This window comes from Gaiella sp. (genome assembly GCF_035558935.1).
GTDB lineage: Bacteria > Actinomycetota > Thermoleophilia > Gaiellales > Gaiellaceae > Gaiella.
Genome location: NZ_DATMBZ010000029.1, coordinates 45,562 through 54,473, shown reverse-complemented (window position 1 = coordinate 54,473; position 8,912 = coordinate 45,562). Strand labels below are relative to the sequence as shown.

Here is an 8,912-nt window from a genome sequence, read left to right as displayed (position 1 = left end):
GTGACGCCACACGAGTCGGACAAGAGGAGGCACGGATGGTTCTGGCAACAGCGAAGATCGAAGACTTCGACCGCTTCTGGGGAACGTTCTCGACCAAGGGCGCTGAGAAGCGGAAGGCGCACGGTTGTAAGGGGGCGCACGTCTTTCAGGATCCGAATGAGAGCGACCGGGTGTGGGCGATCTTCGACTGGGACGAGGCGGGCTGGCGCAGCTTCACGTCCGACCCTGAGGTTCCCGCGATCTTCCAGGAAGCCGGGTTCACGCAGGGTCCGCCCAAGTCGGCGGCGCTCCTCCGCGACCACTACGCGTAGACACCCCGCGCGAGTCCACGACCCGATCTAGGCACCAGACCGGGATCGGGCCGAACAGCGCCTCCACCGCCGGGGCGGAGGTAACGCTCGGCCGTCGCCACGAGCCGGAAGCGCGCGGGGAACAGCGCGCGGCCGCCCACCCGCGCAACCGACACGACGCCGTCCTCGAGCGGCTGCCGCAGGGCTTCCAGCACCGAGCGCGGGAACTCGGGCAGCTCGTCGAGCAGGAGCACGCCGCGGTGCGCGAGGCTCACCTCCCCCGGCCGCGGGACGGTCCCTCCACCGATCACCGCCGCGGCCGATGCCCCATGGTGGGGCGCCCGGAACGGTGGTGTCGTGAGGAGCCCTGAGCCCGGTCGCAACGTTCCCGAGACGGAGTGGATGCGGGTCACCTCGAGCGCCTCCTCCTGGGTGAGCCGCGGCAGGATGGAGGGAAGTCGCCGCCCGAGCATGGTCTTGCCCGTCCCGGGCGGGCCGGCGAGCAGGAGGTTGTGCGATCCCGCCGCGGCGAGCTCGAGCGCCCGGCGACCGCGTTCCTGGCCGCGCACGTCGGCGAGGTCCGGGAGGCGCGTGTCGACCGGGAGCGTGTCCTGCTCCGGCGATGCGGGCTCGATGTCGTCCTCGCCGCGGAGGTAACCGACGGCCTCGGCGATGTGCCGCACGCCCACCGCTTCGATCCCCGCGAGCGCAGCCTCCCGTGAGGAATCCGACGCGCAGAGCAGCCGCGAGAACCCTGCCCGAGCCGCTCCCTCAGCGGCTGCGATCGTGCCCACGACCGGCCGGATGCGCCCGTCGAGCCCGAGCTCGCCGATGCACGCGTGCTCGGCGAGCCGCTTGGCCGGCACCTCGTCGGACGCGGCGAGCAGCGTCAGGGCGATCGCGAGATCGAAGCCCGTCCCCTCCTTCCGCAACGCGGCGGGTGCGAGGTTCACGGTGATCACCATGTCCGGCCACGGCAGGAGCGCCGAGTGGACACCGCTGCGCACACGGTGCTTCGCCTCCTGGCAGGCGCGGTCGGCCAGCCCGACGATGGAGAACGTCGGCTGCTGGCCCGAGCGGAGGTGCGCCTCGACCTCGACGCGCCGCGGCTCGAGCCCGACGAGCGCGAACGTGACCGCCCGACCGAACACGCTTCGACCGTACGGCCGAAGGTGTCACGAGTTCGTGCCGTCTTCGAGCCAGGTTTGCGACGGTGGGGCCTCGGCGGCCCCACCGTCGGCGTGTCCTCGTCAGCCCGTGTAGCAGAGGACGTAGAGCGTGAACGTGCTCGTGTTGCCGCTGTCGTTGCCGCCCGTGCCCCGGTAGCCGGTGACAGCGTTGTTCGTGATGACCGGCGTGATCCGCTGCGTCCAGAGCTCGCGGTCCGCGGCGTCGTCGCTCCAGCCGGTCCCGGCCGAGATCGCCTTCTCGTTCGCGTTGCAGTTCACGCCCACCGTCACGGTGTCGTAGGCGCCGTTCTCGGCAACGCCGCCCGGCACGACCGCGCTCGCCTGTCGCACCGTGATCGGGCCGATCGTGCCTGCAGGGCCGGCGGGGCCCGCCGGGCCGGCCGGACCTGCGGGGCCGGCGGGGCCGGCGGGAAGCGAGGCGGATGCGAAGTCGTCCCGCGTGAGCGACCCGTTCAGGACCAACGAGCCCGTGACTGCGTTCCGGGCGATCTTCGCTCCGGTCACGTTGCGGTTCTTGATCTTCGCCGCGGTGACGGCGTTCGCCCGGATCTTTGCCCCGGTGACGGCGCTCGCTCTGATCTGCGCGGTGCCGACGGAGTTCGGCGCGAGCGCCGAGACGGCGGCAACGCTCGTGCCCGTGAGGGCGACGAGGAGCGCGAGGCATGCGACGACCATGGCCGGCGACGGCCGGTGACGGATCAACGTTCTCATGTGACCTCCTGGTCGGGAGCGGATCGATCGCAAGGATGGAACAGCCGTGTGAGGATCCTGCAAAGGGCGTCGAGCGCGCTCAGGCGGCGCGGCAGACGAGGATCGACTCGAAGTACTCCCCTGCGCGACGGCCGGTGCGGCGGTTCACATGGCGCTCGAGGCGGTCCTCGAGGCGAAGCTCGGCACGCCGCAGGATCTCGGGATAGAGGTCGCGGCGATCGTTCACGACGATGCACACGGGGGCGCTCGGACCGAGTCGCCGGCGTGCGTTCGCGAGCACTGCTGCGACGCCCTCGACGTAGGCACGGATCGCATCGCGACCGAGCCCCCGGGCGGGACGACCAAGCTCAGCCTCACGGCGCTCGTCGAGACCGAGCAGCTCGTACGCGTACCGATGCTGCTCGTGGTAGTCGATCAGGCCGGGGTACGGCGGCGAGGTGACGACGCCGTCGAACGGCCCGCCGAGCTCGAGGTCTCGAGCGTCGCCGTGCTGCACCGAAGCGTGGACGTCGGCTGCACGGGCCGCAGTGAATGTCTCGATGCGGTCGAGCGTGTCGAGCGTGTACCGCAGGAGGAACCTCCGCGCCTCGCCGACGGGCGTGCACGTGCGGCGATGCTTGTGACACCAGTACGGCCCGTGCTGCGGCTCGCGGGGGAAGTCGAGGTCGAAGTGCGTCGTGCGGCGGGCCGACCGGGCGGCCCGCGCGAGGATCACGCGCAGCACGTCGGCCGAGGCGACCTGCTCGACGAGCGAGCGAAAGTGCAGCAGCTCGGCGACCGCGCGCGGCGCGAACCAGTCGCGGAGGTAGGGCGTCGCCCCGGAAGGCATCCGCTCGTCGGCCGCAAACGCCGAGGCCTGCTCGTGAGCCCAGAGCAGATCGCGCCGGACCGCGTCCAGGTTGTGACGCCGTGTCTTCACACGCATCAGCAGGCAGTTGAAGCCGGCGATGTCGACGCCGGTCGCGTCACGGCCCGATTCGAGGGCCTGTACCAGGGTCGTCCCCGAGCCTGCGAACGGGTCGAGCACGTGCCCACCCGGAGCGACGTACCGCTCGAGCAGCGCCTCGACGAGCTGCGGCACGAACTTGCCCAGGTACGGATGGAGGCGGTGGACGTGCTTCGTCCGCTCACGCTCGGGCAGCTGTCCTTCCGACCACGAGAGGTCGAGGTCGAGCCGCCCCGCGTACAGGGCCTCCTGCGTCGCCGCCATGGGCGCATATTTCGGCGCCCATGGCTCGGACTCCTCGGAGCTCCTGTCAGAGGCCGCGTGCGGCGTCGAGCGCCTCGAGTCGCGCGATCCGCACCGGGATCGGCGGATGCGTCGAGAAGAGCGACGACATGCCGCCCCTGGAGAGCGGATTGGCGATGTAGAGCGACGCCGTCGCGGGGTTGACCTGCATCGGCAGCGCCTCCACCCCGCGCTCGAGCGTCCCGAGCGCGTCCGCGAGCGGGCGTCCCGTGCCGAGCAGCTCGGCCGCCGTCGCATCCGCGAGGAACTCGCGCTGCCGCGAGATCGCGAACTGCAGCAGCATCGCGGCGATCGGGGCGATCAGGATCGCCGCGATCGTTCCGATGAAGCCGAGCGGGCTCTCGTCGTCGTCGCCGCCGAAGAGCCACTGGAACTGGAGGAAGTTCGCGATCGCCGAAATGGCGGCGCCGATCATCGCCGCGATCGTCGTCACGAGCACGTCGCGGTTGCGGATGTGCGAGAGCTCATGGGCGAGCACGCCGCGCACCTGGTCGCGCGGCATCAGCGCGACGAGGCCCTCGGTCACCGCGACTGCCGAGTGCTGCGGGTTGCGTCCCGTGGCGAACGCGTTCGGCTGCTGCGAGGGGATGACGTAGAGGCGCGGGACCGGGATGCGTGCGCGCGCCGAGAGGTCCTCGACGTCGGCGACGAGATCGGGCATCTGCCCGGCCTCGAGCGGCCGCGCTCGGCTCATCTTGAGGGCGATCCGGTCCGAGAACCAGAACATCGCGAAGTTGAACACGATCGCGATCGCGAGGAAGACGACGATGCCGCCGGTGCCTCCGACGAGCCCGCCGACGGCGACGAAGAGCGCCGAGAGGCCGGCGAGCAGGATCCAGGTACGTGAACGGCTGGTCATGGGGCGGTTCGATTCCTTTCCGGCTGACGTGGATTCCCTGTCAGCCGGAGGTTTCTCCCGCCCCCGCTCCGCGGAGGCCGACGCGCCCGGGAACGTGGGTGCTGCCACCTCACGGCCGTGTTGACGAGCGCGCCCGTTGGGGGATAGTGCCCCCCGGCTCTTTTCTTGGTTACGAGTGTAACGGAACGGGCGTTCCCGTCATTCCCGTCGCCCGAGTGCCCTCAGCTGTCCGCGAACCGGAGTCGCTCGACACGGCTGTCGCTGACGGACACGACTTCGAAGCGGATCTCGAGGGAAGCGGTCTCCGGATGCGCCTGGAGCCACGACGCCGCCGCGCGGCGCACCCTGCGGCGCTTCTCCGCGTTCACCGCCGCGACGCCTCCCCCGAACCGATCGCACGCCCGTTCCTTCACTTCGACGAACACGAGTCGCCTGCCGCGGCGCGCGATCAGGTCGAGCTCGTAGCCGCCGCTTCGGACGTTCGCCCCGAGGATTCGGTAGCCGTGGAGCCGGTAGTGGCGCGCGGCGATCCGCTCGCCGCGGTTCACGCCGCGACGGTCTCGAGGTACGCCCGGGCCTGGAACGACCGGCGGTGCTGCGGGCACGGCCCGTGCGTGAGGACCGCCCGCGTGTGCTCGGGCGTGATGTAGCCGACATGGGAGGAGAAGCCATAGCGTGGGTAGAGCGCGTCGAGCCGACGCATGAGGCGGTCGCGTGTCACCTTCGCGACGATCGACGCGGCGGCGATCGCGGCGCTCTTCGTGTCGCCGTCGACGACGGCCGTGTGCGGCGGCGCCAGCGATCCGAGCCGGAACCCGTCGACCAGGCACGCCTCCGCGGGAGGATGGAGCTCCGTGAGGACCTCTCGGAGCCCGCGGAGGTTCGAGCGGTGCAGGCCGCGGCCGTCGATCTCGGTCGAGGAGATGACGCGCACCGTGACGGCGCTCGCGGCGGTGAGCACGGCGTGGAAGAGGCGCTCGCGTTCCTCGGGGTCGACCTGCTTGGAGTCGTTGAGCAGCGCGAGCGGCCTCACGCGGTGCCCGCGCAGTGCCCCGTAGTCGAGCAGCACGCCCGCGACGACGAGGGGTCCCGCGAGCGACCCGCGACCGGCCTCGTCGGCACCGGCGACGAACCGCGCACCGAGGCGCCGATCGTGGCGGAGCAACCGCTGGCCGGTCGAGAGCGGCACGGCAGGAGGATATCCCGCGTTCTCGGACGGGACCGTGCCGCCTTCGTGCCGTCTCTACACGCCCAGCGTGCAGCCTGCGTCCGGCGAGTCGAGCCGGACCCGCGTCGTGACGGCCGCGCCGACGGGGATCAGGTCGACGTGGAACCAGTCGCAGCCGCCCCCGGCACGCGGAACCGCGCAGATCGACTCGGTTGCCTGCCTCTCCACGAACCAGGGCCGCGGGTTGCCCGTGCAATGAGTCCCGTCGGCCTCGTAGGCGGGGTCCCCGGCCACGTGGGCCACGACCGCCTCGCGCGCGAGCCGCTGCGACGCATCCTCCGTCCCGCCGCAGCCGGCGAGCACGAGCAGCGCGCAACACGATGCCACGAGCGCGAACAGCACGCGCACGGAAGCGAATCTAGCCGGGATCGCGCGCAGCGCGAGACCGGCTACGACTGGCGCAGCTCGCGCACCCGCGACTTCTTGCCGACGCGGCCACGGAGGTAGTAGAGCTTCGCCCGGTTCACGTCGCCGATCATCGCCACCTCGAGCTTCTCGATCTTCGGCGAATGAAGGGGGAAGGTCCGCTCGACCCCGACGCCGAACGAGTTCTTGCGCACCGTGAACGTCTCGCGCGCACCGGAGCCCTGCCGCTTGATGCAGATGCCCTCGAACACCTGGACGCGCTGGCGGTTGCCCTCGATCACCTTGAAGTGGACGCGCAGCGTGTCGCCGGCCTTGAAGGCGGGAACGTCACGCAGCTGACGCTGCTCGAGGCTCTCGATGATCGTGCTCATAGGAAGGTGGCCGGACGGCCGGTCGCGGATCATAGCGAAACGACTCGAGGGGTCTGTCCCCGAAGGGGACCGCCCCTGTGAGCGTCGCGGGGGACGGGCGTCTTCGGGGCCAGTCCCCTAATGCAGACTCAGCCGGTTCGGCGGCCAGTACGTGGCGAAGACCTTGCCGATCAGGTTGCCGCGGGGCACCGACCCCCATTCGCGCGAGTCGCAGGACTGCGAGCGGTTGTCGCCCATCATGAAGTAGTTGTCCTTCCGGACCTTGACCGGCCCGAAGTCCTCCGTCGAGCGCCTGCTCGCCTGGATGTACGGCTCGCGGAGCTCCTTCCCGTTGATGAAGACGTAGCCCAGGCCGCTCCGCAGGCGAACCTCGACGGTCTCGCCAGGAAGCCCGATCAGGCGCTTGACGAACGTCCCGCCCGCGCCGCACTTGATCCGCGCAGCATCGGGTGTGTCGAAGACGACGATCTCGCCGCGCCGTGGGTCGCGCAGGTGGTAGATGAACCTGTTGGCGAGGACACGGTCCGAGAACCGCGCCTCGCAGCCCGATGCAGGCTTGGCGCAGTGGAGCGTCGGCTCCATCGACGACGACGGGATGCGGTACGGGTTGACGACGTACGCCTTCACGAGGAGCACGATCGCGACGGCGCCGACGATCGTGATCACCCAGTCGACGACGACCCGGATCGGGTCGGGAAGGCCGCGCGTCAGCCGGTCGACGGGGTTTCGCGAGTGCCGCTGCGGACGGGCGGCGGCCGACGGCGCCGGCGGCCCACCGGCCTCGTCGTCCGGGCCCTCGAGCGGCTCCGCAGGCGTGGTCGGCCAGCCCGGCTGCGGTTGGTCTCCGTCGGCCTCGGGCAACGGCGCCGGACGGGGCACGATCGGCTCGTCGGGGCGCGTCTCCGGGTCGCCGAGCCCGCTCACGAGAGGCTCCTGGCGCGGCTCTGCTCGCGGCGCCAGCGGTCGATGCGGGCGTGGTCGCCGGACAGCAGGATCTCGGGGACGTCCCACCCCCGATATTCCGCCGGGCGCGTGTAATGGGGGTACTCGAGACCCCTGTCCAGCTCCTCGGAGAAGCTCTCGTGCTCGCCCGACCCCTCCGAGAGGGCGCCGGGCAGCCTGCGGGCGATTGCGTCCAGCAGCACCAGCGCCGGAAGCTCTCCGCCGGACAGGACGTACGGCCCGATCGACACAGCGTCCGTGCAGAGGTGGGTCACGATCCGCTCGTCGAATCCCTCGAAGCGTGACGAGAGAAGCGCGAGCTCGCTTTCTGCGGCGAGCTCCTCGACGAGCATCTGATCCAGCTGTCGGCCCTGCGGCGTCAGCGCGACGATCCGCGACGGCCGGCCACCACCGTAGGCCGTCTCGAGCGCGGCGTCGACGACGTCCACCCGCAGCACCATGCCCGCGCCGCCGCCGTACGGGTCGTCGTCGACCTGACCGGCGCGCAGCGGCGTCGTGTCGCGGTAGTTGAGGAGCCGGAGCTCGAGCTCGCCGCCGAGCACGGTCGCCAGCGGCTTCTGCTCCGTCAGCCAGGCGAAGGCGTGCGGAACCTGCGTGAAGACGTCGATGCGCACGGCGATGCAGGGTACCCCCTCGGGTCGACGGGCCCGAGTCTCCGACCCCCGTCGTAACGTCGGCTTCGCGGCCGAATCAACCGAGAAAGCCGCGGTCGACGACGATCGTTCGGCCCTCGAGGTCGACCGATCGGACGGCGTCCTCGATCAGCGGCACGAGGCGCCCGTCCTCCAGCTCGAGGTTGTCGTTCGCCGCACCGGGATGAACTGCGATCACGCGTCCGAGCGGATCCCGGCCCTCGTCGACGACGACCAGCCCGACGAGCTGGAACGCGTAGTACGTGTCGGGCTCGGGGCTCGGTAGCTCCGACCGCTCGACCGTGAGCTCGGCACCGCGCTCGACCGGTCGATCCAGGCGGATCGCCCGCCGGCCGCTGCCAACACGGCGGGAGACCTCGATCGTGGCCGGAGCGCCGTCGACGTGCAGCGATGCGCCGACCTGCCAGCGCCGGTCGTCGTCGCTCGCGTGCTCGACGACGAATGCGCCGTCGAGCCCGTGCGGCCGCCCGACCCGGCCGATCGGCACGAGCCGTTCGTCCAGGGCTCAGTCCGCGATCTCGAGCACGAGCCGGCGGTCGCCGCGCGCCGCCGCCGACCGCACGACCGTGCGCAGCGCCCGCACGACCCGACCCTGGCGGCCGATCACCTTGCCCACGTCGTCGGGCGCGACGTGGAGCCGAAGGACGACCACGTCGCCCTCGTCGAAGCGCTCGACCTGGACAGCCTCGGGCTCGTCCACGAGCCCGCGCGCGATCCAGGCGAGGAGCTCCTCCACGCCTAGCCTTCGATGCCGGCTGCCTTGATGAGCCGAGCGACCGGGTCCGACGGCTGCGCGCCCTTGGCGAGCCAGTCCTTGACCTTGTCCGCATCGAGGTCGATCGTCGACGGGTCGGTCTGCGGGTTGTAGCGCCCGACGATCTCGATGAAGCGCCCGTCGCGCGGGGAGCGCGAGTCGGCCACGACGACGCGGTAGATCGGGTTCTTCTTCGACCCGACGCGCGTCAATCTCATGCGTACCGCCATGTTCCAGCCTTTCTCATTGGTGAAAGCGTGATTGTGCCCGAAGCCGCT

The 8,912-nt window shown here is 71.0% G+C and carries 14 protein-coding genes; 1 reads left to right on the top strand and 13 read right to left on the bottom strand.

All coding sequences use genetic code 11. The annotated features are described in order from the left end of the window. Positions 1 to 35 precede the first annotated feature (35 nt). Positions 36 to 311 (top strand): hypothetical protein, encoded by a 276-nt coding sequence (locus VNM44_RS03400; RefSeq protein ID WP_325622623.1) that lies wholly within the window; start codon positions 36 to 38, stop codon positions 309 to 311. Here the strand turns inward: VNM44_RS03400 and VNM44_RS03395 are convergent. From VNM44_RS03395 to rpsP, 13 genes are all read right to left on the bottom strand, one after another. Next, a complete protein-coding gene (locus tag VNM44_RS03395; RefSeq protein WP_325622621.1) occupies positions 302 to 1,441 on the bottom strand; it encodes a YifB family Mg chelatase-like AAA ATPase in 1,140 nt (379 codons plus the stop codon). The genes VNM44_RS03400 and VNM44_RS03395 overlap by 10 nt on opposite strands. Before the next feature lie 99 nt (positions 1,442 to 1,540). Further along, positions 1,541 to 2,191 carry a hypothetical protein gene (locus tag VNM44_RS03390; RefSeq protein WP_325622619.1) on the bottom strand — a complete coding sequence of 217 codons (651 nt, stop codon included), beginning with the start codon at positions 2,189 to 2,191 and terminating at the stop codon, positions 1,541 to 1,543. A gap of 79 nt (positions 2,192 to 2,270) precedes the next feature. Then, positions 2,271 to 3,401 (bottom strand): DNA methyltransferase, encoded by a 1,131-nt coding sequence (locus tag VNM44_RS03385; RefSeq protein ID WP_325622617.1) that lies wholly within the window; start codon positions 3,399 to 3,401, stop codon positions 2,271 to 2,273. A gap of 46 nt (positions 3,402 to 3,447) precedes the next feature. Beyond that, positions 3,448 to 4,299, bottom strand: coding sequence for a M48 family metalloprotease (locus tag VNM44_RS03380; RefSeq protein ID WP_325622615.1), 852 nt, complete (start codon positions 4,297 to 4,299; stop codon positions 3,448 to 3,450). A gap of 221 nt (positions 4,300 to 4,520) precedes the next feature. Then, positions 4,521 to 4,847 (bottom strand): YraN family protein, encoded by a 327-nt coding sequence (locus VNM44_RS03375; protein WP_325622612.1) that lies wholly within the window; start codon positions 4,845 to 4,847, stop codon positions 4,521 to 4,523. After that, entirely contained in the window at positions 4,844 to 5,488 is a 645-nt protein-coding gene (locus tag VNM44_RS03370; protein WP_325622610.1) for a ribonuclease HII, read from the bottom strand. Before VNM44_RS03370 ends, VNM44_RS03375 begins: the two co-directional genes overlap by 4 nt. 54 nt (positions 5,489 to 5,542) lie before the next feature. Further along, positions 5,543 to 5,875, bottom strand: coding sequence for a hypothetical protein (locus VNM44_RS03365; protein ID WP_325622608.1), 333 nt, complete (start codon positions 5,873 to 5,875; stop codon positions 5,543 to 5,545). Between the two features lie 41 nt (positions 5,876 to 5,916). Beyond that, positions 5,917 to 6,264: a 50S ribosomal protein L19 gene (gene rplS, locus VNM44_RS03360; protein ID WP_325622606.1), complete on the bottom strand. Its 348-nt coding sequence runs from the start codon at positions 6,262 to 6,264 to the stop codon at positions 5,917 to 5,919. Positions 6,265 to 6,381: 117 nt separating this feature from the next. Then, complete coding sequence (lepB, locus tag VNM44_RS03355; RefSeq protein WP_325622604.1) at positions 6,382 to 7,188, bottom strand: signal peptidase I; 807 nt, start codon at positions 7,186 to 7,188, stop codon at positions 6,382 to 6,384. Further along, on the bottom strand, positions 7,185 to 7,841 hold the full coding sequence (gene trmD / locus VNM44_RS03350) for a tRNA (guanosine(37)-N1)-methyltransferase TrmD (protein WP_325622602.1): 657 nt from the start codon (positions 7,839 to 7,841) through the stop codon (positions 7,185 to 7,187). The genes lepB and trmD overlap by 4 nt, the downstream gene beginning before the upstream one ends. Positions 7,842 to 7,917: 76 nt before the next feature. Continuing rightward, entirely contained in the window at positions 7,918 to 8,367 is a 450-nt protein-coding gene (locus VNM44_RS03345) for a hypothetical protein (RefSeq protein ID WP_325622599.1), read from the bottom strand. Positions 8,368 to 8,385: 18 nt separating this feature from the next. Beyond that, the gene (locus tag VNM44_RS03340) at positions 8,386 to 8,616 is read right to left on the bottom strand and encodes a KH domain-containing protein (protein ID WP_325622597.1); all 231 of its coding nucleotides are present in this window, start codon (positions 8,614 to 8,616) and stop codon (positions 8,386 to 8,388) included. A 2-nt stretch (positions 8,617 to 8,618) separates the two neighbouring features. Next, a complete protein-coding gene (rpsP, locus tag VNM44_RS03335) occupies positions 8,619 to 8,864 on the bottom strand; it encodes a 30S ribosomal protein S16 (protein WP_325622595.1) in 246 nt (81 codons plus the stop codon). Positions 8,865 to 8,912 lie beyond the last annotated feature (48 nt).